Annotated in this window: 23 protein-coding genes; 9 read left to right on the top strand and 14 right to left on the bottom strand. The window is 70.2% G+C overall.

Annotated features, from left to right (window positions below):
• Positions 1-95: 95 nt before the first annotated feature.
• Positions 96-623, bottom strand: a complete 528-nt coding sequence (locus ACGFW6_RS20820) for a MarR family winged helix-turn-helix transcriptional regulator (protein WP_393511690.1) — start codon at positions 621-623, stop codon at positions 96-98.
• Between the two features lie 256 nt (positions 624-879).
• Here ACGFW6_RS20820 and ACGFW6_RS20815 point away from each other — a divergent pair, with 256 nt between their 5' ends.
• A complete protein-coding gene (locus ACGFW6_RS20815; protein ID WP_393511687.1) occupies positions 880-1,953 on the top strand; it encodes an alkene reductase in 1,074 nt (357 codons plus the stop codon).
• Positions 1,954-2,098: 145 nt separating this feature from the next.
• Here the strand turns inward: ACGFW6_RS20815 and ACGFW6_RS20810 are convergent, their stop codons facing one another.
• The 12 genes from ACGFW6_RS20810 to ACGFW6_RS20755 all read right to left on the bottom strand — a co-directional run bounded on the left by ACGFW6_RS20810 (position 2,099) and on the right by ACGFW6_RS20755 (position 13,594).
• Complete coding sequence (locus tag ACGFW6_RS20810) at positions 2,099-2,935, bottom strand: SDR family oxidoreductase (protein ID WP_393511684.1); 837 nt, start codon at positions 2,933-2,935, stop codon at positions 2,099-2,101.
• Positions 2,936-2,957: 22 nt separating this feature from the next.
• Complete coding sequence (locus ACGFW6_RS20805) at positions 2,958-3,761, bottom strand: maleylpyruvate isomerase N-terminal domain-containing protein (protein ID WP_393511681.1); 804 nt, start codon at positions 3,759-3,761, stop codon at positions 2,958-2,960.
• Complete coding sequence (locus ACGFW6_RS20800) at positions 3,754-5,382, bottom strand: AMP-binding protein (RefSeq protein ID WP_393511678.1); 1,629 nt, start codon at positions 5,380-5,382, stop codon at positions 3,754-3,756. The genes ACGFW6_RS20805 and ACGFW6_RS20800 overlap by 8 nt, the downstream gene beginning before the upstream one ends.
• Positions 5,379-6,287, bottom strand: coding sequence for an amidohydrolase family protein (locus ACGFW6_RS20795; RefSeq protein ID WP_393511675.1), 909 nt, complete (start codon positions 6,285-6,287; stop codon positions 5,379-5,381). Before ACGFW6_RS20795 ends, ACGFW6_RS20800 begins: the two co-directional genes overlap by 4 nt.
• Positions 6,284-7,228: an SDR family NAD(P)-dependent oxidoreductase gene (locus tag ACGFW6_RS20790; RefSeq protein WP_393511672.1), complete on the bottom strand. Its 945-nt coding sequence runs from the start codon at positions 7,226-7,228 to the stop codon at positions 6,284-6,286. The genes ACGFW6_RS20795 and ACGFW6_RS20790 overlap by 4 nt, the downstream gene beginning before the upstream one ends.
• Positions 7,229-7,260: 32 nt before the next feature.
• Positions 7,261-8,022: an SDR family NAD(P)-dependent oxidoreductase gene (locus ACGFW6_RS20785; protein ID WP_393511669.1), complete on the bottom strand. Its 762-nt coding sequence runs from the start codon at positions 8,020-8,022 to the stop codon at positions 7,261-7,263.
• A 118-nt stretch (positions 8,023-8,140) separates the two neighbouring features.
• The gene (locus tag ACGFW6_RS20780; RefSeq protein WP_393511666.1) at positions 8,141-8,863 is read right to left on the bottom strand and encodes an SDR family oxidoreductase; all 723 of its coding nucleotides are present in this window, start codon (positions 8,861-8,863) and stop codon (positions 8,141-8,143) included.
• A 7-nt stretch (positions 8,864-8,870) separates the two neighbouring features.
• The gene (locus ACGFW6_RS20775) at positions 8,871-9,335 is read right to left on the bottom strand and encodes a MaoC family dehydratase (RefSeq protein ID WP_393511663.1); all 465 of its coding nucleotides are present in this window, start codon (positions 9,333-9,335) and stop codon (positions 8,871-8,873) included.
• A 117-nt stretch (positions 9,336-9,452) separates the two neighbouring features.
• Positions 9,453-10,889 carry an aldehyde dehydrogenase gene (locus ACGFW6_RS20770; RefSeq protein ID WP_393511660.1) on the bottom strand — a complete coding sequence of 479 codons (1,437 nt, stop codon included), beginning with the start codon at positions 10,887-10,889 and terminating at the stop codon, positions 9,453-9,455.
• Positions 10,890-10,906: 17 nt separating this feature from the next.
• A complete protein-coding gene (locus ACGFW6_RS20765) occupies positions 10,907-11,824 on the bottom strand; it encodes a VOC family protein (protein ID WP_393511657.1) in 918 nt (305 codons plus the stop codon).
• The gene (locus ACGFW6_RS20760; RefSeq protein WP_393511655.1) at positions 11,821-12,315 is read right to left on the bottom strand and encodes an SRPBCC family protein; all 495 of its coding nucleotides are present in this window, start codon (positions 12,313-12,315) and stop codon (positions 11,821-11,823) included. The genes ACGFW6_RS20765 and ACGFW6_RS20760 overlap by 4 nt, the downstream gene beginning before the upstream one ends.
• Positions 12,316-12,346: 31 nt before the next feature.
• Positions 12,347-13,594, bottom strand: a complete 1,248-nt coding sequence (locus ACGFW6_RS20755) for a flavin-dependent oxidoreductase (protein WP_393511653.1) — start codon at positions 13,592-13,594, stop codon at positions 12,347-12,349.
• A gap of 119 nt (positions 13,595-13,713) precedes the next feature.
• Between ACGFW6_RS20755 and ACGFW6_RS20750 the strand changes: the two genes are divergently transcribed.
• The 8 genes from ACGFW6_RS20750 to ACGFW6_RS20715 all read left to right on the top strand — a co-directional run bounded on the left by ACGFW6_RS20750 (position 13,714) and on the right by ACGFW6_RS20715 (position 22,148).
• Positions 13,714-14,511 carry an SDR family NAD(P)-dependent oxidoreductase gene (locus tag ACGFW6_RS20750; RefSeq protein WP_393511650.1) on the top strand — a complete coding sequence of 266 codons (798 nt, stop codon included), beginning with the start codon at positions 13,714-13,716 and terminating at the stop codon, positions 14,509-14,511.
• Positions 14,508-15,677, top strand: a complete 1,170-nt coding sequence (locus ACGFW6_RS20745; RefSeq protein ID WP_393511647.1) for an NADH:flavin oxidoreductase — start codon at positions 14,508-14,510, stop codon at positions 15,675-15,677. Before ACGFW6_RS20750 ends, ACGFW6_RS20745 begins: the two co-directional genes overlap by 4 nt.
• Positions 15,674-16,138, top strand: coding sequence for a nuclear transport factor 2 family protein (locus ACGFW6_RS20740; RefSeq protein ID WP_393511644.1), 465 nt, complete (start codon positions 15,674-15,676; stop codon positions 16,136-16,138). The genes ACGFW6_RS20745 and ACGFW6_RS20740 overlap by 4 nt, the downstream gene beginning before the upstream one ends.
• A gap of 1 nt (position 16,139) precedes the next feature.
• Positions 16,140-16,958, top strand: coding sequence for an IclR family transcriptional regulator (locus ACGFW6_RS20735; RefSeq protein WP_393511641.1), 819 nt, complete (start codon positions 16,140-16,142; stop codon positions 16,956-16,958).
• Between the two features lie 2 nt (positions 16,959-16,960).
• Entirely contained in the window at positions 16,961-17,884 is a 924-nt protein-coding gene (locus ACGFW6_RS20730; protein WP_393511638.1) for a fumarylacetoacetate hydrolase family protein, read from the top strand.
• A 33-nt stretch (positions 17,885-17,917) separates the two neighbouring features.
• Positions 17,918-19,450, top strand: a complete 1,533-nt coding sequence (locus ACGFW6_RS20725) for an acyl-CoA synthetase (RefSeq protein ID WP_393511635.1) — start codon at positions 17,918-17,920, stop codon at positions 19,448-19,450.
• 19 nt (positions 19,451-19,469) lie between these two features.
• Positions 19,470-20,249 carry an IclR family transcriptional regulator gene (locus tag ACGFW6_RS20720; RefSeq protein ID WP_393511631.1) on the top strand — a complete coding sequence of 260 codons (780 nt, stop codon included), beginning with the start codon at positions 19,470-19,472 and terminating at the stop codon, positions 20,247-20,249.
• A gap of 75 nt (positions 20,250-20,324) precedes the next feature.
• Positions 20,325-22,148, top strand: coding sequence for an acyl-CoA dehydrogenase (locus ACGFW6_RS20715; RefSeq protein ID WP_393511628.1), 1,824 nt, complete (start codon positions 20,325-20,327; stop codon positions 22,146-22,148).
• 402 nt (positions 22,149-22,550) lie between these two features.
• Here ACGFW6_RS20715 and ACGFW6_RS20710 read toward each other — a convergent pair whose 3' ends face one another.
• Entirely contained in the window at positions 22,551-23,468 is a 918-nt protein-coding gene (locus tag ACGFW6_RS20710; protein ID WP_393511625.1) for a winged helix-turn-helix transcriptional regulator, read from the bottom strand.
• Positions 23,469-23,514: the final 46 nt, after the last annotated feature.

Here is a 23,514-nt window from a genome sequence, read left to right as displayed (position 1 = left end):
TGAACGCCAGAAGCCAAGGCTCTGACGGAGATCAGGGCGATGGCCCCGGCCCACGCGCGGGCGGACGGCTGAGGCCCCTTCCGTCGTGCGGTCGATCAGCCGATTCGCGCCGCGGCCCGCGTGAGACTGTCCTCGATCCGGGCCAGGACCTCCAGAGCCTCGGCCTGGTCCTCGGACGTCAGGTCGTCGACGACACTCGCTTCGAGTTCCAGCCACACGTTCTCCACCTCGTGCCGCAGGGCGTTGCTGGCCGCCGTGGGTTCGACGATGGTGGCCCGCTTGTCGGTGGGCGAGGGTCGGCGGCGTACGAAGCCCGCATGCTCCAGGCGCTGAATGGTGCGGGTCATGGTGGCGGCGTCCGAACCGAGCAGGCGGACCAGGTCGGTCTGGCGCTGCGGGCCGCTGTCCCACAACTGCAGCATGACCAGTTCCTGGCCGACGTGAAGGCCGACGCGGCGCAGCAGCTGCCCGGCGAGCATGCGGTGCAGGCGGGCCACACGGAAGATCGCGTGACTGAGGGTGCCGACGGCGGCCGAGCACGGCAGCGGCGTGGGCGCGTCCGCCGAAGCCGCGGTATCGGCCGCGGTGGAATGGCGGTTGCCCGTGCTTTCCGGCTGTCTCATGTCTTCCTCGCTGCCCGGTCTGGGTTGGCTGATCAAGTAAAGGTTACCGCTTCGCTGCGACGTCAAGAGGTCGTGTTCAACCACTGCTCTGTACAGCCCTGTTGGCAGGGCGAAGAAGGGTGAGATGACGCGGACCACCGGTGTGACGTATTGCTCGACGTGGTTTACTTGTTCGGACAGTAAAAAGCGCGATGAGCGCTCGTCCGTCATGGGCTGCCGGAAGCGGCGGCCTGCTCGTGAGACAAGGAACGTGATCATGTCGACGGCCTTCCAGCCCTACGACCTCAACGGCAAGCGTCTGGCCAACCGCATCGTGATGGCTCCGATGACCCGCAGCCGCGCGTACGGCGACGGCCAGTGCCCGACCGATCTGACGGCCACCTACTATGCCCAGCGGGCGAGTGCCGGCCTGATCGTCACGGAGGGCATCCAGCCGTCGGTGATCGGCCAGGGCTACCCCGACACCCCGGGACTGCACTCCGCGGAGCAGGTCGCGGCCTGGCGCAAGGTGACCGACGCCGTGCACGCCGAGGGCGGTGTCATCTTCGCGCAGCTGATGCACACCGGCCGGGTCGGCCACCCGACCCTGATGGGCCTCACGCCCGTCGGCCCGTCCCCCGTCGCGGCCAAGGGGCAGGTCTACACGCACGAGGGCCCGAAGGACTTCGTGACGCCGAAGGAGCTCACCGAAGCCGAGATCCTCGAAACCATCGCGGACTACGCCTCCGCCGCGCGCAACGCGATCGAGGCCGGCTTCGACGGCGTGGAGATCCACGGCGCCAACGGCTACCTCATCCACCAGTTCCTCGCGCCGAACTCCAACCAGCGCACCGACGCCTGGGGCGGTTCGCCCACGGCCCGCATCCGCTTCGCCGTCGAGACCGCCAAGGCCGTCGCCGAGGCCATCGGCGCGGACAAGGTCGGCTTCCGGCTTTCTCCCGGCGTCCCGCTGCAGGACATCGACGAGTCCGACGCGACGGACCGGGAGGCGACCTACAGCGCGCTGGTGGACGCGCTCGCCCCGCTCGGCCTGGCCTACCTGCACCAGATGGAGATCCCCGGCGTCCGCGACCTGACCCTGCGCCTGCGCAAGCAGTTCCCGGGGACCTACGTCCTCAACCCCGCCACCGCCCCGCAGCCCACCGGCCCGGAGGAGCTTCAGCTGATCGAGGACGGCGTCGCCGACCTGATCGCCTACGGCAGCCTGTTCCTGGCCAACCCCGACCTGCCCGAGCGCCTCGCCGCGGGCGGCCCGTTCAACACTCCGGACCCGGGCACCTTCTACGGCGGTGACCACGCCGGTTACACCGACTACCCGACCCTCGGCTGAGCTTCCGCGCCTGGGAAACGTGCCCCCTGCCGACCGACCGGCAGGGGGCATGCGCGTGTCCGGGAGCGGTATTGACTGTCCGAACAGTTTTTATGTGAGAGGGGCGACGGCCCGGAAGGCCGTCGCCCCTCTCTCGGTGCCGGGCTCAGAGGATGTAGTTCTCGCCCGTCGCACGCACGGTGATCTCGCTGATCGACACACCGAGCGGCTGGTCGATGGCGTACACGACGTTCTCGGCCAGCTCGCGCGGGTCGATCGTCCAGTACGCGGTGCTGCCGGGGTCCGTCATCTCGGCCGGCAGGGAGCCGCTGGCGTACTTCTGGTAGTTCTCGAAGAACTTCGGCGTGTTCTGGCCGCCGATCCCCGTGATCGCCTGCGGATTGATCATGGTGGAGCCGATGCCGGTCGCCACCACGCCGGTCGGTTTGACGACCGTCACCTTGATCTTGCCCTGGGCCTCGACGCGCAGGGACTCCGACAGCACGTTCACGGCGGCCTTGGTGGCGCCGTAGACACCCGCGCCGAGCACGGGGAAGTTGCCGTAGATGGAGGAGATGTTGACCACGTGACCGTGGCCCTGCGCCATCATCTGGTCGTAGACCGCGGTGATGCCGTTCAGTACGCCCTTGAAGTTGATGTCGACGCAGCGGTCCCAGGCCGCGTGCGCCTCCGCGTGGTCGGAGAAGAACGCCAGAGGCATCGTCCCGGCATTGTTGATCATCACGTCGACCGAGCCGTGGGCCTCGACCGCCGTCCGGACGAGCCGCTCGACATCGGCACGCCGCGTCACGTCGGTGGGGACGCCGATGAACGAGCCGGTGTCGGCCGCCGTCTCCGCCTCGACGGCCTTGAGCGCCTCCCCGTCGATGTCGCCGCCGACGACCTCGGCGCCCATCCCGACGAGAAGCTCCGCGGTCAGCCGACCGAAGCCACCTCCCGCTCCGGTGACGACGACGACCTTTCCTTCGATGTGACCGCTCATGCGACTCAGCGCCTTTCGGGTGTCAGACGATATCGATTGCGCCGAGAACCGCGGCGACGTACGGGACGTCGCCGTCGATCCGCGTCGACTTCTCCCACGGCTCACGGGTCGTGCCCCACAGCAGGAAGTCGGTGGTCGAGCTGCGCACCGTGTGCCGGGCGGAGCCGCCGTCCCGGTCCACGGCGACCTGCGCCGTGCCGGTCTCGGCGCGCGCCAGGACGAACTCGAGCGCGCCCGGGCCGTCCAGCACGAACCGCACCGGCTCCGTCAGGACCGGGAAGAGCGCTCCGCCGGACATCTTCGGCAGGCCGGACAGCATCCACTCCAGCGCCGGAGCCACCCGCGTCTCGTCGAGGATCATGACGGGACCGCCGACAGGACCCCTCGGCATGAGGACGTCCGCCGACAGATGCACCAGATGGTCGAAGGCCATCGCATCGCTCAGCTCGGACATCCGGTACGTGCCGAGCTCCGCCATCCGCATCGGTACGTCCGCCAGCTCGGGGCCCTGGAGTGCCTCCAGGGCCGCCAGCCCGGCACGCGACTGTGCCTCGTAGTAGTCGAGGACCTGAGCGGGCGACCACTGCCGACGCTCGTCCACCGTGAGGTCGTTCATCCGCTCCGCCTTGCCCGACGGGTTGTCCGGCAGCCGCATGGACGGATCGGCGACCATGTTGAGGAAGACGGCCAGGTGAGTGAACACGTCCTGCACCCGCCAGCCCTCGGCCGCGCTCTGCGCCTGCCATTCCTCCGGCTTCAGACTCCGGGCGATCCGCAGCGCGTCCGCCACGAGGAGTCTGCTCGCGATGACTCCGGCATCAGACATTTCCCTCAACTCCCCTGCTTTCCAACTGCTTTCGAACCCAGCCGAGATCGGTCTTGCCGCTCGCCAGCCGCCGGATCTCCGGAACGAAGACGACGACTCGCGGCTTCTTGAAGCTGCTCAGACGGCCCGCGACGAACGTCGCGAGCTGGTGCGCGTCGGTGTCCGGCCCGGCGGCCGGTACGACGACGGCACCCACCACGGCGCCGAAACGCTCGTGGGGTACGCCCGCCACCGTGACGTCCCGGACGGCCGGGTGCTGCCGCAGCGCGTCCTCCACCTCGTCGGGGTAGACCTTCTCGCCGCCGGTGTTGATCACGGAGCTGCCGCGGCCGAGCAGGGTGACCGTGCCGTCGGTGCCGACCGTCGCCAGGTCGCCCGGCGCCACATAGCGCCGGCCGTCGACATCGCGGTAGGTCGCGGCGGTACGGGCCGGATCGCCGAGGTAGTGCGCACCGGCCGCCGTCGGCGCGGCCAGCACGCCCGCCTCGCCGGAACCCGGTGTGACGTCCGTGCCGTCGTCCCGCAGCACCCGGGCGCCGGGCACCAGGACGAACGGCGTGTCGTCGGCGGGCGGCCGGGCCCGGGAGGTCACGGACAGCGCGAAGGGGCCGCCCTCCGTCGCGGCGATCATGTCGGTGAGCTTCGCATCGGCGTGCGCGAGCAGGCGCCGCTTGGTCCGCGGCGTCCACACCGTGCCGCTGCTCTGGACCCGGCGCAGGCTACTGACGTCGTACGGAGTGCCGGCACGCTCGGCCTCGTCGAGCACCTCGACGAGCGGCAGCAGCATCGCCTCCCCGACGACATGCATGTCGGTCACCCGCCGGGCGCCGATGACCCGCGCGATCTCGGCGGCGTCGAAGGAACGGGACTCGGTGAGGACGACGGTCGCGCCGATCGTCATCCCGATCAGGGCGCAGTACAGGCCGGTGCCGTGCATCAGCGGGGCGACGGCGAAGTACACCGGCTCGATGCCGTGTTCGCGCTGATGGGCGGCGACCTGGTCGACCGGCGGGTTCGGCTCGCCGGGCCAGCCGATGTGGCCGAGCCCGATGCCGTAGTTCACGCCGAGGCGCTCGCGCTGGCTTCCGACGACCGCCTTGGGCATGCCCGTCGTACCGCCGGTGTAGAGGAGCCACTCGTCGAGGTCGGCCGGCTTCTCCGACGGCGGGCCGACGTCGGCCGGGGTGGCGGACAGGTCGAAGCCGCCGCGCTCGGTGTCCACGGTGATGCGCGGACCGGACCAGACCTCGTCGACGACGTCGCCCAGCTCGGACGCGTGGATCACCCCCGCGGCCTGGCAGTCGCGCAGCACATAGGCCAACTCCACGGCCCGGTAACGGTAGTTCACGTTCACCGGCACCGCGTCCAAGGTGAACAGCGCGAACAGGGCGACGAGATACTCGGGACAGTTGCGGTAGTACAGCGCCACCCGGGAGCCCGCGCCGATGCCGCGCCGGTCCAGCTCGGCCGCCAGCCGGGCCGCGTCCGCCGCGAACTCCCGCCACCGTACGACGCGTTCGCCCTGGACGACCGCGGGGCGGTCGGCGAACGCGCTGGCGACGGCCAGCAGATGGCGCCCGACGGCCCCGCTCGGGTTCGCCCCGGGCACCCGCCCGGTCATGACGAACCCGCGGTCCCCGCCGACCCTCGGTCCAGACCGAAGAACCGGATGGCGTTGTCCTTGAGGATGCCGGGCTTGACCTCGTCGCGGATGCCCGTCTTCTCCAGGTCCGCGATCCACCGGTCCGGGGTGATCATCGGGAAGTCGCTGCCGAACAGCATGCGGTCCTTCAGCAGCGTGTTCGCGTACTGGATGAGGATCGGCGGGAAGTACTTCGGCGACCATCCCGACAGGTCGATGTACACCTGCGCCTTGTGGGTCGCGACCGCCAGCGCCTCCTCCTGCCAGGGGAAGGAGGGGTGCGCGATGACCATGGGAAGGTCGGGGAAGTCGGCCGCCACGTCGTCCAGGTGGATCGGGTTGGAGTACTTCAGCCGGATACCGCCGCCGCCCTTGGTCCCGGCGCCGGTGCCGGCCTGCCCGGAGTGGAAGAGCGCCGGGATGCCGTGCGACTGCAGCAGCTCGTACAGCGGGTAGGCGATCGGGTCGTTCGGGAAGAAGCCCTGCGTGTTGGGGTGGAACTTGAAGCCCCGCACGCCGTACTCGGTGATGAGCTTCTCGGCCAGCGCCAGTCCGGTCTCGCCCCGGGCGGGGTGGACGCTCGCGAACGGGATCACGGCGTCGGAGTGGTCGATGGCGAGTTCGGCGATCTCCTCGTTGGAGATCGTCATGTCGTCGCCGTCGGGGCCGAGGTCGACGGGGAAGGTGACCGCCGCCATGTTGCGGGCGCGGTAGTAGGCGGCGAGCGCGGGCAGGGTGCCGTCGCCCAGGTCGCTCTTGCCGAAGTAGCCCGCCATGCCCTCGGCGACTTCGTCCTTGGCGCCGGTGACCGAGGCCGTGATGTGGGTGTGTACGTCGATCGCGACGAGCGAGTCGAGATCGATGCGGGGGATGTAGCCGGTCATGCCGACACCTGCTCCTTCTTGCTGGCCGATGTGTCGGCACCTGACAGATCGGGCGGCGGGGCGCCCTGGTACGACTGAACATGCGGGCGCAGCAGCGAGTTCGCCTGCTCGGCGATGTCCTGCGCGCTCCAGCCGCCCTCCTTGGCGGCGACGACGACCTCGGTCGGATGCGACCAGACCGACAGCCGGTCACCGCCCGCGCCGATGGCCTGCCCGGTGATGTCGGCGGCCAGGTCCGAGGCGAGGAAGACCACGAGGCCGGCCACGTCGTCCGGGGTGCCGAGTCCGGCGCGGCGGGCCACCGGCGGGACCGGCTCGCCGGCGTCCACCGCCGTGACCAGTTCACCGAGGCCGGGGATGGTGGCGACCATCCGGGTCAGCGCGGTGGGGATGACGGCGTTCACGGTGACGCCCATCCGGCCGCATTCGGCGGCGAGGGTACGGGCCATGCCCACGATGCCGGCCTTCGCCGCCGAGTACGGGGTCTGGCCGAAGCTGGCGAACTGCCCCGCGGGCGAACCGATCAGGATCAGACGTCCGCCGGTGCCCTGCTCACGGAACCGCGCTACGGCGGCCCGGGCACAGGTGAAGGTGCCCCGCAGATGGGTCTCCAGGACCGTGTCGAAGTCCTCGTCGGACAGCTTGGTGAGCGTGCGGTCACGCAGCACCCCGGCGTTGGGGACCATCACGTCGAGCCTGTCGTAGGTGCCGACCGCGGTGCGCACCACCTTGTCGGCGACCTCCGCCGAGCCGACGGCCGCGACCAGGCCGGTGACCGTGCCGCCTGCCGCCTCGATGATCTCCATGGTCTCGTCGAGCGCCTCGGCGTCGAGGTCGTTGACGACCACCGACGCGCCGGCCGCGGCCAGTGCCACGGCGTACGCGCGCCCCAGTCCACGGCCGGCGCCGGTGACGACCGCCACCTTGCCTTCCAACATCATGCGAATTTCCCTTTTCTCAGACTGCGTGTGTGTCAGTAGCCGCCGTCGACCTGAGTGGTCCGGCCGGTGACGTACCGGGCGTCGTCGGAGACCAGGAAGGCGACCGCGGCCGCGATCTCCTCCGGCTCGGCGAGGCGTCCCAGGGCGATGTGGGACTTGAAGTAGACCTCCGAGGTGATGTCCAGCGCGGGGTGCCGGTACTTCCCGCGCGCCGAGGCGGCCATGTCGGTCCGCGTGCCGCCGGGTGCGACGGCGTTGATGGTGATGCCGCGCGGGCCGAGCTCCAGAGCCAGGTTGAGTACCAGGGACTCCACCGCCGCCTTGCTGGCCGCGTAGAGGGCGTGGTGCATCACCGCCTTGTGGGCGCTCACCGACGAGGTGAGCACGATCCGGCCACCCTCGGTGAGGTGGCGGGCGGCGGCCTGGGCCGCGAACAGCTGCCCGCGGGTGTTGGTGCCGAAGACCCGGTCGAAGTCCTCGGGGGTCATGTCGTCCAGAGAGCTGAAGTGCTCGATGCCGGCGTTGCTGACGAGGATGTCCAGCCCGCCGAGCTGGGCGACGGACTGGTCGATCACCGCACGCGACGCCGCGGGGTCGCTGACGTCGCCCTGGATGGCGAAGGCGTTCCCGCCGGCCTTGGTCAGCTCGGCGACCAGGGACTCCGCGGCCTCGCGGTCCGACCGGTAGTTGACCGCGACGGACACGCCCTCGGCGGCCAGGCGCGTGGCGACGGCCCGACCGATGCCACGGCCGCCGCCGGTGACGATGGCCGTCTTTCCCTTGAGTCCTTGCATGGCGATCCTTCCACTGTGCTGGGGAACTGCTGTGGTGGGGATGACGGGCACGGCCGGAACCCCGGAGGTGCGTCCGCACCCGCACCGTCCTGTGGCCGTGCCCGTCAGTTCTGGGACATCAGGTCGCGGAGCGCCCCTGCAGCGCGCGGTACATCGCCTCGACGGGTTCGGCGAGCAGGCGGCGCACCCGGCGGGAGAGTTCGTCGGTCAGCACCTCGTAGGCGTCGGCTTCGACACCCTCCAGGGTGAGTTTGGCGACGTCCTGGGGCGAGATCAGATTGCGCGCCGTGGCCGAGGCCATGTCCGTGGCGATCGCACCGCAGTGCACGGCCACCACGTTGGTGCGCTGTTCGAGGAGTTCGAGGCGCAGGGCGTTGGTGACGGACCACAGGGCCGCCTTGGCGGCCGCGTAGCCGCCGCTGTCCGGGGTGACGAACCAGGACAGCGACGACAGGATGGTGACCAGGGCACCACCGCCGTTGCCGCCCAGCACCGGGGCGAAGGCCCGGCTGACCGCCAGCGTGCCGAACACGTTGGTCTCGAACTCCCGGCGGATCTCGGCCTCGTCGCCCAGGATCGGGGTGAAGGTGTTGATGCCGGCGTTGTTCACGAGCAGCGTGACGTCGGTGGCCCGGGCCGCCGCGGAGGCGATGGACGCGGGGTCGGACAGATCCAGCGGGAGGGGTACGACCCGGTCGTCGCCGCGGTCGTCGATCTCGTCCGGCCGACGGCCCGCGGCGTAGACCTTCGCGGCGCCGGCGGCGAGGAGTTCGTCGACGAACGTCTTGCCCAGGCCCCGGTTGGCGCCGGTGACGAGGGCTACGGAACCTTCGATGTGCATGGCTGCCTCAGAGGTAGTAGCGGCTGACGGACGTGACCACGCAGGCGGGTTTGGCGCCGTTCTCGATCTCGATGACCACCGCCATCACCACCTGGATGCCGCCGGGCACGTCGGTGACCGATTCGATGCGCGCGGTGCCCCGCACCCGCGAGCCGACCGGAACGGGAGCGGGGAAGCGCACGCGATCGGTGCCGTAGTTCACGACCATGCCGAACCCGTCGAACCGCACGATCTGCGGAATCAGGACGGGCAGCAGTGACAACGTCAGGAAGCCGTGCGCGATCGGCTTGCCGAAGGGGCCGGCGGCGGCGCGTACCGGGTCGAGGTGGATCCACTGGTGGTCGCCGGTGGCGTCGGCGAACGCGGCGATCCGCTCGGCGGTCACCTCCAGCCAGTCGCTGGGCTGCAGATCCACATCGATCAGACTGCGTGCCTCGTCCGCGCTGCGGATGGTGGTCACTGTGCTGGTCATGCCTGGTGGCACCTTTCTTGGCCGCACCGGGGAGGGCCGGTTCCAGTGGTGACAGGGGGCACCGCCGGAGCCGGTGTCACCGGCCTGGGGAATTCGGTGGAACGGTTCTACGAGCGGCTAGTCCAGGAGGAAGACCGACTTGAGCTCGAAGTAGGCGTGCAGCCCCTCCGGCCCGAGCTCCCGCCCGATGCCGCTGGACTTGACGCCACCGAAGGGCGCGCCGAAGTCGAGCATGCTGTTGTTGATGCCGACGACGCCGGTCTCGACCCGGCGCGCCACGTCCAGACCCCGCTGGGGGTCGCTGGTCCAGACGGTGCCGCCAAGTCCGTACTCGGAGTCGTTGGCGATGGCCACGGCCTCGTCCACGTCGCCGTAGGGGATGACGACCAGCACCGGGCCGAAGATCTCCTCTCGGGCGATCTTCGTGTCGTTGCCGGTGCCGAAGACGGTCGGCTGCACGAACCAGCCCTTGTCCTGCTCGGGGCGGCCGCCGCCGGTCGCGAGCCTCGCGCCGTCGGCCTTGCCCGCCTCGATGTAGGACTCCACGCGCTGCCGCTGCCGGTCGCTGACCAGCGGCCCGACGTGGGTGCCCGGGTCGGTGGGATCACCGATGACGAGGTTCGAGGCGAACGCGGCGACCGCCTCCAGCACCTCGTCGTGCCGGGACCGGGGGGCGAGGATGCGGGTGGAGGCGAAGCAGGTCTGACCGGTGTTGAGCAGGCCCGCCATCGCGAGGCCCTCGACCGAGGCGTTCAGGTCGGCGTCGTCCAGGACGATCGCCGCCGACTTGCCGCCCAGCTCCAAAGTCGCCGGGCGCAGCAGGCGCCCCGCCACCTCGCCGATCTCGCGGCCGGCGGCGGACGACCCGGTGAAGGCGATCTTGTTGACCCCGGGGTGGGCGACCAGGTGCCGGCCGATGTCGACGCCGCCCGTGACGACGTTCAGCACGCCCGCCGGCAGTCCGGCACGCTCGGCCGTGGCCGCCAGTTCGAGCGCGTCGAGCGTCGTCTCGGGGGACGGCTTGAGCACCACGGTGCAGCCCGCGGCCAGCGCCGGGGCCACCTTGAACATGGTCAGCGCCTGCGGGAAGTTCCACGGCACGATCGCCGCGACGACCCCGACGGGCTGACGCCGCACCACGGTCGTGCCCCCGCCACCGAACCGCGGCCGGTGCTCCTCGAGGGGAGTGGCCCGGGCGAGCCCGGCGTAGTAGCGCAGGAGATAGACCGGGCCCTGGCCCTCGTAGCCCTCGGCCAGTCCGATCGGCATGCCGTTCTGCGCGGTGGTGAGCGCAGCACGTTCGGAGGCGTTCTTCTCCATCTCGTCGGCGAACCGCTCCAGGAGTACCGCCCGCTCGTCGGGGCTGATCGCGCCCCACTCGGGGGAGCGCAACGCGCGCTGCGCGGCGGCGACCGCGTCGTCCACGTCGGAGCGGTCGGCCAGCGGCACGCTGGTGAACTGCTCCTCGGTCACGGGGGAGACGACCGGGATCGTCCCGCCGGCCGGCGGCTTGCGCCATTGGCCGTCGACATACAGGGAGTCGTACTCGCGCATCGTTGCGCTCCTTTCGGTCACGACCGCCGCGGCGTTTCGAGATTGGCGTGGAACTCCTTGGGCATGACGGCGCACCAGACGGCGGGCGGCACGTCGTAGCTGCGCGGCTCCCAGTCGTCGGCGATCTTGTCGATGTCGCTGAAGTACTCGACCCAGCTGCCCCACGGGTCACGGATGTAGGTGAAGAGGTTGGAGCCCAGGGTGTGGCGGCCCAGGCCCCAGGCCTCGTGATGCCCGCGCTGCGACATGGTCTGGGCGCCCAGCGCGATCTCGTCGATGTTGGCGACCTCCCAGCTGGTGTGGTGCAGGCCGGGGTGGGTGCTCTGGATGAACCCGAAGATGTGGTGGTCGCCGGGGGCGGAGTGCATGAACGTCGCCCGGCCGGGGATCTTGTCCGACAGCTTCATGCCGAGGGTGCGGGCGTAGAACTGCTCCGACTTCTCGTTGTCGCTGGAGAACACCAGCAGGTGACCCATGCGTCGCGGCTTGGTGACGCCGCCCATGTACTGCTGCCAGGCGGCCCGGCCCACGCGCGGGGTGGCGTCGCCGAAGTTGTAGGTCTGCTCGCCGAACGACCGCCACTCGGCCAGCGGTTCCTCGCGCAGGTTGACGTGATTTCCGTCCAGGTCACGGAACCACAGGCCGCCCTCCTGACCGCCCGCCGGGGCGTCGAGGAGCTTCAGCCCCTGGCCCTGCAGATGGCGGGCCCATTCCTGCGTGCACCCGCTCTCGATGCCGAACGCCACATGTCCGAGGGCCTTGGCGGGGCCCTCGCTGAGCACGGCCTGGTCCTGTTCGCGTCCGTCGCAGCGGACGACGAGCCGACTGTCGCGCTCTTGGGTGTCGAGGCCGAAATCGGCGTAGAACTTCTCGCCCTGGGAAAGGTCCGGTACCTGCAGTCCGAAATGCAGCAGGCCCGTCACTCGAAGTGTCATTTCGCAGCTCCCGTGTGGCTCGCATCGGTTTCGCCGGCCTCGTCGCGCACCATCTGGCGCGTCGTTTCGAGCGTGGTGCGGACCGCGTCCTCGTATTCGGCGTCGACCTTGGCGAAATAGGTGCGCTCTTCCGCGCCGCCGGGTTCGAGGTCGGTCCGTTCGAGGTTGAAGGTGAAGCGCAGGACGAGGTTCCCGGCGGTGTCCTCGTGGATCTCGTTGGTGATGTATCCCCTCGTGTTGCCGCCGATCCGCTCGAAGCGGACCTTCTCCTCGGGCGTGAAGGTGATGTGCTCACGGTGCGGCTCGTCACGGATGACGATGTCGCGGGTGAATTCGAGTTCGCCGTCCTCGATGACGACGCAGGACTGCATGCGGCGGACGAACAGCGTGGCGTTTCTGGCCTTCATTTCCAGGCCGCGCCACAGCTGGGAGCGATTGACTACCGTCTCGCCGGGCTCGTTGACAGGGAATTCGCGGGAAATGGAGATCATGAGGATCCTTCGTGGAGCTGTGAAAGGTATTTCATCGATCCGCGCCGGCGGTGAGCCGGCGGTATTGCTGGAGCAGCTTCTCCATCTCGTCCGGGCTGATCACGTTCGAGATGTCGTCGAAGGCGCGGTCCCCGGTGCGCTCGTAGACCTCGCGCAGGATGGCGTCCGGCGGTGTGGCGCGGTTGGCCAGGACGACGCTTGAGGTCGCCGGCCGGCGCTCGGCCTCGTAGTGCGCCAGCGCGCGCTCGACGTCGGGCTCGGCGAGGTGTTCGCGCAGGGCGCGGGCGTCGAGGATGGCCTGGGCGGCGCCGTTCGAGCCGCGCGGCACCATCGGGTGGGCCGCGTCACCCAGCAGCGTCACCCGGCCCTCGCCCCAGAACGGCAGCGGGTCCTGGTCGACCATGGGGTACTCGAGGACCGACTCCGCCTGCGCGAGCAGGGCGGGCACGTCCAGCCAGTCGAACTTCCAGTCGGCGAACGCGAGGGAGAAGTCCGTCAGCTCGCCGGGCGTGTTCCAGGCGCGCGCCTTGTGCGCCGGGGTCTCCAGTTCGGCGACCCAGTTGATGAGCTGGTTGCCCTGGCCGTCGACGTTGTCGCGGATCGGGTAGATGACCAGCTTGCCGGTGGTGAGCCAGCCCGCCCTGACCATCGCCGCGCCGCCGAGGAAGGGCGGGGCGACGGTGACGCCGCGCCACATGTTGACACCGCTGTAGACCGGCGCGCCCTCGTTGGGGTGCAGCTGCTTGCGTATCGCGGAGTGGATGCCGTCGCAGCCCACGAGCGCGTCCGCGCGTACGGGAGGCAGCCTGCGGCCGTCGGCGGTGGCCTCGACGAGCGCGGCCACGCCGTCGCGGTCCTGGTTGAAGCCGACACACTTCACGCCGGTGCGGATGGCGTGTGGACCGAGGCGGTCCCGGACGGCCTGCAGGAGCACGGTGTGCAGATCGCCGCGGTGTATCGACAGCTGCGGGTACGCGTGGGTGGCCCCGGTGCCGAGGGTCTCGTGGTGGATCTGCTGGCCGAAACGGTTGAAGTAGTAGCCGTCGCGGGTGGTCACGGCCATGGCGCTGAGGGCGGGGAGCAGGCCCAGTTCGGCGAGCACCCGCGTGGCGTGCGGCATGACGTTGATGCCGACGCCGACCGCGCCCAGTTCTTCCGCGACTTCCAGGACCTGCACCTGACGCCCGGCCGCATGCAGCTCGAGCGCGAGCGTGAGCCCGCCGATGCCCGCGCCGACGATCAGGACGTCTGCGCGGCTGCTGTCTTCGCTGTGGATCATGGCCTACCCAGTCGCCTTACATAGTGGATCTGGACATCACGATGTGAGAAAGCTAGGTTGGCGAAGACGGCACGTCAAGACAGTGTGTCTAATCATTCTGGTGAGCGGAAGGACTGGCCATGGGTTCGGCGAACGAGGCCGCGACGGGGCCCTTGCACGAGAAGACCGCGATCGTCGTCGGGGCGGCGGGCGGCATTGGACGGAACATCGCCGCGCTGCTCACGGAACGCGGGGCCACGGTGGTCTTCGCCGACCGCGACGAGGCCGGAGTGCGGGCCGCCGCCGCGGAGACGGGCGGCCGGGCCACCGGCGCGGGGCTCGACGCCACCGACAGCGACCAGTGCGACGCGCTGGTGGCCAAGACGGTCGCCGAGTACGGCGGGCTGGACCTGCTGGTCTACGCCGCCGGCATCATGACCGCCCGGCCGGCGAGCCCGGACGGCGAGGTGTTCGTACCGCTGCTCGACCAGGACGACGACGGCTGGCGGCATGTGCTGGACGTCAACCTGACCGGCGGTTTCTACACGCTCCGTGCGGGGGCGCGCGCCATGGTCCAGGGTGGCCGCGGCGGATCGATAGTGGCCCTCACTTCCGGCGGCGCGGTACGACCGCTCGTCGGCCGGGGTCCGTACTGCGTGTCCAAGGCGGGGCTGGCGATGCTGGTCAAGTCACTCGCGGACGAGGTGGCGTCGGCGGGCGTCCGCGTGAACGCGGTGGCACCCGGCATCACCGAGACCCCCATGACCGCGGAGCTCCTCAGCGACCCCGTCCGCTCGGCGGCGCTTCCCCTGCCTCCGCTCGGCCGGCACGGCAAGCCCGGGGACATCGCTTCCGCCGTCGCCTTCCTGCTCGGCTCCGAGTCCGCCTTCATCTCCGGCAAGACGCTGTACGTCGACGGGGGAGTGTTCAACGGATGAGCACCACGGCCCACCCCACGCTGTTCTCGCCCCTGCGGATCGGCTCCAAGCAGGCCCGGAACAAGATCGCGCTCGCGCCGATGACCGTCGCCTACGCCAACCCCGACGGCACGGTCTCCCAGGCCGAGATCGAGCACTACGCCCGGCGCGCCCAGGGCGGCGTCGGCCTGGTCATCACCGAGCACTTCACGGTCAGCGAGGCCGGACGGCAACTGCCGCAACAGACCGTCGTCGACAGTGAGGAGAAGGTCGAGGGCCTGGCCGCGCTGGCCAAGGCGGTGCACGAGGAGGGCGCGCTGATCGTCGCCCAGCTCGGACACGCCGGCCGGTACGGGGGTCCCTGGGACCGGTACGAGGAGCAGCCGCGCCTCGCCCCCTCCGCCCTGCCCTTCCGGCTGGTCGGCGACCGAATCGTCACCCCGACGGAGATGACCGAGAAGGACATCGCCGACACCGTGGCCGACACCGGCCGCGCCGCCGCGCTGCTCATCGAGGCGGGATTCGACGGGGTGCAGCTGCACGCGTCGCAGGGCTTCCTGCCCTCCCAGTTCCTGTCCCCCCGGACCAACACCCGCACCGACCGCTACGGCGGCAGCTTCGAGAACCGCATCCGCTTCACCCTGGAATGCCTCACGGAGATCCGCTTCCGCGTCGGTCCTGATCCGATCGTCGGCGTCCAGCTGCTCGGCGACGAGGCGGCGCACGGCGGCTGGTCGCTGCACGAGGCCATCGAACTCGCCATGATCCTGGAGACGAACGGAGCCGACTTCCTGCTGCCGTCCGTCACCACCTTCGAGACGGTGCGCGCCATCACCGCCGACGGCGAGGAGCGGCGCTGGGGGCATCAGCTCGGCGCGACCCTGGCGATCCAGTCGGCCGTCTCCATCCCCGTGCTCGCCAACGGCGGCATCGCAGACCCCGACCGAGCGGAGAGCCTGCTGGCCGGCGGACAGGTGGCCGGTGTCGCCCTGGCCCGCCCGCTGCTGGCGGACCCCGACTGGCCGGCCAAGGCCGCCGCGGGCGACGACATCCACGGCTGTGCCTGCGACCCGCCCCAGTGCCTGCGCACCCAGCTGACCGGAGCGGTCTGTTCGGGATGGCCGGAACACCGCCAGCGCACGGGATATTGGGGCCGCGACAAGGCAACGGAAGGAACCACGTCATGACCGATCTGCGGCAGAGCGCCGAGACGGAGATCAGTCGGCAGCTGTTCGAGTACGCCCTGGCATCGGACACGCATGACTGGGACCGGCTGGCCGCGCTCTTCGAGCACGGCCGCTACCACTTCTGCGAGGCACCGGGCGCCGAGGCGGTCCGCGAGTGGGGCCGCACCGTCATCCGCGAGGACGCGCAGACCCAGCACGTGATCTCGACGGTCACGATCGACGTCGACGAGTCCGCGAGCCCGCCGGGTGCCCAGGTCCGCAACTACCTCAGCCTCTTCGCCGTCGACCCCTCGACCGGGCAGCCCGAACTCGTCTCCGCGTGCTGGTTCGACAGCACCTGGGAGCTCCTCGGTGACCAGTGGCGATGGCGCACGCACACCGTCAAACCGCTGTTCCGGGGCAACTGGAAACTCATACACCGCTCCCAGCAGTTCGCCCACCACCCCGGGACGGCGAACTGACATGACAGACGAACCCACTCGGCTCACGCCGGGCGTGTCCAGCCCACGCCGAGCCCTGCAGATGCTGCTGAGCTTCGACGCCGAGAACCCGCGCGCGACCCCGGCGGAGCTGGCGCAGCGGATGGAGCTGCCGATGAGCAGCATCTACCGCTACATCTCCCTCTTCCGCGAGCTGGACCTGCTGGAGGAGGACGAGGAGTCCTCCGCGCTCCAGGTCACCCCGCGCATCCTGCCCGTGGCGCGCGCCGCGATCGCGGTGCAGGACTTCGTGCGCGTCGCACAGCCCCACCTGGAGGCCCTGTCCGCCGAAGTCGGCGAGACGGTCATGCTCATGCGCCAGTCGGGCGCCGCGGCCGTCTGCATGTCCAGCGTGGTGTCCTCGCACGCGCTGCGCCTGGACTTCGGCGTCGGCCACACCTTCCCGTTCGGATCGGGGGCGACGACCAAGGTGCTGCTGGCGGCTATGTCGCCGGAGGAACGCGCCCGCCACCTCGATGAGCGGGTCCGCGTCGACAGCGGGTTCGCCGGCCGCCGCGAGGCCTTCGAAGCCGAGATCGCCGAGGCCGAACAGCAGGGCTGGGCCACCAGTGAGGAGGAGCTGGAGCCGGGCGTGTGGGCCTGCGCCGCAGGCATCGTGCGGCACGGTCAGCGACCCGGTGCCGTCACGGTGGCAGGGCCGGTCTTCCGGCTCTCGACACGCGACCGGCGCCAGGTGATCGACAAGGTACGGGCGACCGCGGTCGCCATCGAGAACATGCTGACCAACAACCACCTCGCCCAGGACGCCTCCGTCGTGGGCGAGGTGCGATCAGAGGCGTAGACATGACAGACACCCTCACCGGTCTCGTCCAGATCCAGGACGGACCAGGAGTTCCGTACGAGCTGGCCGTCGTCGTGGGCGACGAGATCTTCGCGCCGCCGGAGCAGCTCGCCGGTCTCGACCTGATGGCGGTGCTCGCCGACTGGGACACCGCCGGCGGGCTCCTGCGCACCTGGACGCCCGAGCGGCGCGTCGGGCCGCTGGCCGGGACACCGCTGGCGGCGCCGCTGACCTACCCGAACAAGGTCATCTGCGCCGGCGCCAACTACCGCGACCACATGAAGGAGATGGGGCTCGCGGACCCGCCCGCGGATGCCCGGCCGTTCTTCTTCCTCAAGCCGCCGACGACCACCGTCACCGGCCCCGGCGCACCCGTCCCGATGCCGTCCGGCCCTGACGTCCGCCTCGACTACGAGGCGGAGCTCGGCGTCGTGATCGGGCACCGGGTGCGCGACGTCAGCGCGGAGCAGGCCCTGCGGCACGTGGCCGGATACCTGGTGGCCAACGACATCTCCGCTCGCGGCCACTTCCGGCGCAAGGACCCGCTGGGCCCGCCGTTCGGCTTCGACTGGATCGGACACAAGGGCCACGACGGGTTCTGCCCGACCGGCCCGGCGTTCGTCCCGCACTGGCGAGTCGCCGACCCGCAACGGCTCGCGATCCGGACCTGGGTCAACGGGGATCTCCGCCAGGACAGCTCGACCAGCCAGATGCTGGTGCCGGTCGCCGAACAGATCGCCGCCCTGTCCCGGGTGATGACCCTCGAACCGGGCGACCTGGTGCTGACCGGCACGCCCGCCGGAGTGGCTGCGGCGACCGGCGACTTCCTGAAGGTCGGGGACGAGATCCGTATCGAGATCGAAGGGCTGGGCGTGCTGAGCAACCGCGTCACCTCCGGCCGCGACGGTGGACGACCGTCCAACTGATTTGCCGAACCACGCAGTTGCAAGGAGCCGCACATGTACCCAGGTGCCTACGTATCGGAGTTCCCCGACAAGCCGGCAGTCGTGGTCGCCGGCACCGACGAGACCATCACCTACCGTGAACTGGACGAGCGCTCGGCCCGGTTGGCCCGCCATCTGTACGGCGCGGGACTGCGCCGGGGCGACCACCTCGCCGTACTGACCGACAACGACCCGAAGGTGTTCGAGGTCTACTGGGCCGCGTTGCGGTCCGGCCTGTACATCACCTCGGTCAACCGGCACCTGGCGCCCGCCGAGGTCAGCTACATCGTCAACGACTGCGGAGCCAAGGCACTGGTGGTGTCCGCCGGGGTGGCCGAGGTCGCCCGGGAGATCGTGCCCGAGACACCCGCCGTGACCATCCGCCTCGCCTACAACGGCCCCGTCGAGCACTACGGCTCCTACGAGGACGCCCTCGCCGGCACCTCGGCGGAGCCGCTGCCGTCACAGCCCCGCGGCATCGACATGCTCTACTCCTCGGGCACCACGGGCCGCCCCAAGGGCATCAAGCCGGCGCTGCCCACCCACCAGGTCCACGAGCCGGGCGACATCAACGTCGCGACCTCCGGACCGCTCTTCGGCTTCGACCGGGACACGGTCTACCTGTCCCCGGCGCCGGTGTACCACGCCGCGCCCCTGCGCTTCGGCGGCATCGTGCACGCCCTGGGCGGGACCGTCGTCCTCATGCAGAAGTTCGACGCCGAGGGGGCACTGGCGGCCATCGAACGCTACGGGGTCACGCACAGCCAGTGGGTGCCGACCATGTTCGTCCGCATGCTCAAGCTCGACGAGGCGATCCGCAGCAAGTACGACGTGTCCGGCCAGCGGGTCGCCATCCACGCGGCGGCACCGTGCCCGGTCGAGGTCAAGCGGGCGATGCTCGACTGGTGGGGCCCGGTCCTGTACGAGTACTTCGGCTCGACCGAGGGGAACGGGTTCACCGTCATCAGCACCGAGGAATGGCTGCGCAAGCCCGGCTCGGTGGGACAGTCCAAGCTTGGCATCCCGCACATCTGCCGCGAGGACGGCGAGGAACTGCCCGCCGGCGAGATCGGTCTCATCTACTTCGAGCGCCCCGAGCTGTCCTTCCGCTACCACAACGACCCGGACAAGACCGCGCGGGCCCAGCACCCCCGGCACCCCAACTGGACCACCACCGGCGACATCGGCTACCTGGACGAGGAGGGTTACCTCTTCCCCACCGACCGCAAGGACTTCATGATCATCTCCGGCGGGGTGAACATCTACCCGCAGGAGATCGAGGACGCCCTCGCGCTGCATCCCAAGGTCCAGGACGTCGCCGTCATCGGGGTGCCGGACGCGGAGATGGGGGAGTCGGTCAAGGCCGTCGTCCAGCCGGCGCCGGAAGCCGAACCCGGTGCGGAACTCGCCGAGGAGCTCACCGGATACCTCCGTGAGCGGATCGCCCGCTACAAGGTCCCGCGCAGCATCGACTTCGCCACCGAACTGCCGCGCACACCCACCGGCAAGCTCGTCAAGCGCGTGCTCCAGGACCGCTATGCCCACTGAGGAAGGGACGGTGAGGTCGTTGTCCACTCCCGCATACCCGCTGAACTCGGTCGACCGCGCACTGAGTCTGATCTTCCTGCTCGGTGAGCGCGAGTCCCTCCGCGTCCAGGACGTCGCCCGCGATCTCGGCATCGCCGCGTCCACCGCCCATCGCCTGCTGGCGATGCTGGTGCACCACGACTTCGCGGTGCAGGACCGCCAGCACGTGTACCGACCGGGACCGGCGCTCAGAATGGTGGCCACGGAAGCCCACGAACCCGCCGGTCTGGTCGAGAAGGCTCAGGACCACCTGGACAGACTGTCGGCCGCGACGGGGGAGACCGTCCACCTGGTCACCCTGGAAGGAACCGGCACCCGGTTCGTGGGCGGCGCGGAGACCGTCCGTCCGGGGCGGGTCCGCAGCCGCGTCGGCAAGGTCCTGCCCGCCCATCTGACCTCCGGCGGCAAGGCGCTGCTGGCAACCCTCACCCACGAAGAGCTGTCGGAGCTGTACCCCCAGGGGCTCCGGCTGCGGACCGAGGCGGCGGGCCCGGAGTTCGCGGCACTGCTGCGGGAGCTGGCGCTGACGCGGCGCCGCGGGTTCGGCATCAACGTCGAGGGCACCGAGCACGGCGTGAGCGCCGTCGGCGCGACGGTCTTCGACTCCGCGGGACGCGGGGTGGCGGCGATCGCCGTCGCGGCGCCCAGCGTGCGCACCCCCTACCGTCGGCTGATGGAACTCGGCGAACCCGTCGTCGACACCGCACGCGCCGTTTCGCGCCTGCTGTACCGCCGCGTGCTCCAGGAAGCCGCCAGTTAACACCGGCCTGCACGACGTGGTCCCCGCGTACTCGTCGGCATGCCCGAAAAGTCAGCACAGAGGAGGCGGCCTGCGATGTCCGGCCATTTCAAGAGCAACATCCGTGACCTTCTGTTCAATCTGCTGGAGATGCCGGACGCCCGGGAACACCTGGGCGCCGGGATCTACGGCGACTTCGACGCGGAGATCGTCCACGACATCATCATCGAGGTCGCGGCGCTGGCCGAAGGGCCGCTCGCCGACACCTTCTCGGTCCCCGACCGGGAACCGCCGGTGTACGACCCGGTCACCCACTCGGTGACCCTGCCGGAGGCGTTCCGCAAGTCCTACGACCTGCTGCGGGCCAGCGAGTGGTGGAACCTGGAGACCCTGCCCGAACTCGGCGGCCAGGTCGCGCCGAGAACGCTGGTCTGGGCGGTCTCGGAGCTGTTGCAGGGCGCCAACCCGGCCCTGCAGATGGCCCTGTCCGGCCCGGCGTTCGCCGGGATGATCCACCGCAACGGCACCGAGGAGCAGCGCCGCCTCGCCCAGCTCGTCGTCGACCGCGGCTGGGGCACCACCATGGTGCTCACCGAGCCGGACGCCGGTTCCGACGTGGGCTCCATCCGGACCCGTGCCGTGCCGCAGGACGACGGTTCCTGGCACATCGAGGGCGTCAAGCGCTTCATCACCAACGGCGAGCACGACCTCGCGGACAACATCGTCCACATGGTGCTCGCCCGCCCGGTCGGCGCAGGACCCGGCACCAAGGGCCTGTCCCTGTTCGTCGTACCGAAGTTCCACGTCGACCCGGACACCGGTGAACTCGGGGCCCGCAACGGTGTCTTCGCCACCGGCATCGAGCACAAGATGGGGCTGAAGGGATCGGCCACCTGCGAACTCAGCTTCGGCCAGGAGCCGGGCAAGCCGGCCGTCGGCCGACTGCTGGGTGAGGTGCACCACGGCATCGCGCAGATGTTCCAGCTCATCGAGCACAGCCGGATGAACGTGGGCACCAAGTCCATGGCGGCCCTGTCCACCGGCTATCTCAACGCCCTGGAGTTCGCGAGGACGCGCATCCAGTCCGCCGACCTGGCGTCGTCGTCCGACCCCACCGCGCCCCGGGTGGCGATCATCCGGCACCCCGAGGTGCGCCGCAGCCTGATGCTGGCCAAGGCGTACGCCGAAGGGCTGCGGGCGCTGGTGAGTTACACGGCCACGGTGCAGGACCGGATCGCCGTCGGCCGGGACGCGGGCGGTGATCCGTCCGCGGACATGGCACGGAGCCAGTTGCTGCTGCCCGTGGTCAAGGGCGTCGGCTCCGAGCGGTCGTACGAATTGCTCGGTCAGTTGCTGACGCTTCTCGGCGGCTCGGGCTACCTGCGCGACTATCCCTTGGAGCAGTACGTCCGGGACACCCGCATCGACGCCATCTACGAAGGCACCACCGCGATCCAGGGCAACGACTTCTTCTTCCGCCAGATCGTCCGCGACGAAGGGCGGGCGTTCGGCGCCCTGTGCGCCGAGATACTCGGGCTCGCCGAGTCCGTCCGCGAGGACGACCTGACGGCTCCCGCGGCCGCCCTGGGCGACGCTGTGCGTGTCGTGCAGGCGATGGTCGACGAGCTGCGGCACGTCCACCGGTCCGGGGCGGTGCACCGGGTCGGGCAGAACACGACGAGCCTGCTGCTCGGCATGGGCGACCTGATGGTCGGCTACCTGCTGATCCGCCAGGCCCAGGTCGCCGTACGCCGTCTCGAAGCCGCGGATGTGCCGGAGGCGGACCGGAGCTTCTACGCCGGCAAGATCGCCGCCGCCCAGTTCTTCGCCCGGACGGTGCTGCCGGAACTGGCGGTCCGTCTCCGCGTCGCCGAGTCCACCGACGACTCCCTGATGGAGGTCGCCGAAGCCTCTTTCTGAGCGGGTCCGACGCGGGCGTGCCGCAGAGCGGATGCCCGCGGCACGGCGTTCTGTGAGGGCGAACCGTCTACCGTCTCCGGCCAGGGCGTCATGTTCGACGTCTCCCCGCAGGACATCGTGGAGCAGGCGCAGTCGTTCGTGGGTCTCGTCGAGGCCGGTGACTGCGCCGGCTTCATGAGCGAGTGTGCCGCCAAGCTGCCCGTGCGCACCCTCGGCGACATGCTCGACATCCCGGACGAGGAGCGCGACAACGTCGCGGACGCGCCGAGCAGCCCGCATGTCGGGTTAGGTGGCGGTGGGGGCCCATCATTGCCTGGACAACCAGGTCGCCAAGACACAACTGCCCGTGGTCTTCCTGGAGTTGCTCACCCAGTTCCCCAGGCCGGCGCGCCCCGCCCGTCCTCACGTAGCCACGTCGACGTCGGCCCGCAACAGCGGCGCCGCACACGTGCCGCAGCTCAGGACCGGGCGCAGTGACTCCCCGCACGGCGTGTGCCGCAGCGGCACGAGAGGCTCGCCCGGGTTCTTCCAGCGCTCACCCCACACGATGGCCGCCAGCGGGACGGGGTAGAAGTCGAGCCCCTTCTTCGTCAGCCGGTACTCGTGACGGATCGGCCTGCTCTGGTACGGCACCTTGGTCAGGATTCCCTGTTCGACCAGGTGGGCGAGCCGGGTCGTCAGGATGTTCGTCGACACGTCGAGGTTGCTGCGGAACTCGTCGAAGCGGCGTACCCCGAAGAACGCCTCGCGGACGACCATGGTGCTCCACCAGTCCCCGATGACCGTCAGCGAGCGCGCGATGGAACACGGCCGGTTGCGTTCGAGCAGCCGGTAGTCCGGGGCCCGGTGGTACTGCCCCGGCAGCCGCGTGACGCCCAGCCTCCGCTCGGGATGCAGCGCGGTCATGTCCTGCGCCACGACCACCTTCCGGCAGACCGCGCAGCGGAACTCCGGCGCCGCCGGGCCGCCGCACACCCGGTGGGTGACCCGCAGCGGCGGAGTCGTGTCGGCGAAGTACCAGCGGTCCGCCCACGCCATCGCCACCATGAGGCAGTCGAAGAAGTCCTCGCCGGCCGGGGTGAGCCGGTACTCCTCCGCCGAGCTCGTGTGCTCCGGGCCGCGCGTGAGCAGTCCGCCCTCCTCCAGTTGGGACAGCCGCGCGCTGAGCGTGGAGCGGGCCAGGCCCAGGCGGCTCTGGAACTCGCCGAACCGCCGTACGTCGTGCAGTACGGCTTCCCGCATCACCAGCCATGACCAGGCGTTGCCGACCGCCTGCGAGGTCAGGTAGACGGCGTCGGGGCGCTCGCCGATGTCGTTCACCGTGAAGTCCCCCTAGCCGGAAAGCGCCTGACGCGATCTCGAATCT

The organism is Streptomyces sp. Y7 (genome assembly GCF_043195415.1).
GTDB lineage: Bacteria > Actinomycetota > Actinomycetes > Streptomycetales > Streptomycetaceae > Streptomyces.
The sequence above is the reverse complement of the archived record's forward strand: the minus strand, read 5'-3'. Positions and strand labels throughout refer to the sequence as shown.